This is a genomic window from Burkholderia sp. A2 (genome assembly GCF_001729305.1).
GTDB classification, from domain to species: domain Bacteria; phylum Pseudomonadota; class Gammaproteobacteria; order Burkholderiales; family Burkholderiaceae; genus Burkholderia; species Burkholderia sola.
The window spans coordinates 563-813 of record NZ_LZXX01000077.1; the positions used below are offsets into that span (position 1 = coordinate 563).

Consider the following 251-nt stretch of genomic DNA (forward strand, 5'->3'; position numbering starts at 1 on the left):
TATCCGGACATCACGCTCGAGTTGGGGCTGTCCGACCGCTACGTCGATCCGGTCGAGGAGGGCATCGACTGCATGATCCGGGTCGGGCCGCTCGAGGATTCGTCGATGGTCGCGCGGCGCATCGGGATGCTCAAGCGCGTGACGTGCGCGTCGCCCGATTACCTTGCCCGCCACGGCGAGCCGAACGAGATTGCCGATCTCGTCGAACATCATGCGGTGAATTTCCGCGCGAGCCACGGCGCGCGGGCGAT

The 251-nt window shown here is 66.1% G+C and carries 1 protein-coding gene; it reads left to right on the top strand.

The features are described 5' to 3' along the window. The coding region (locus A9Z05_RS05735) for a LysR substrate-binding domain-containing protein (protein ID WP_256121862.1) at positions 1–251 on the top strand (251 nt) is incomplete at both ends.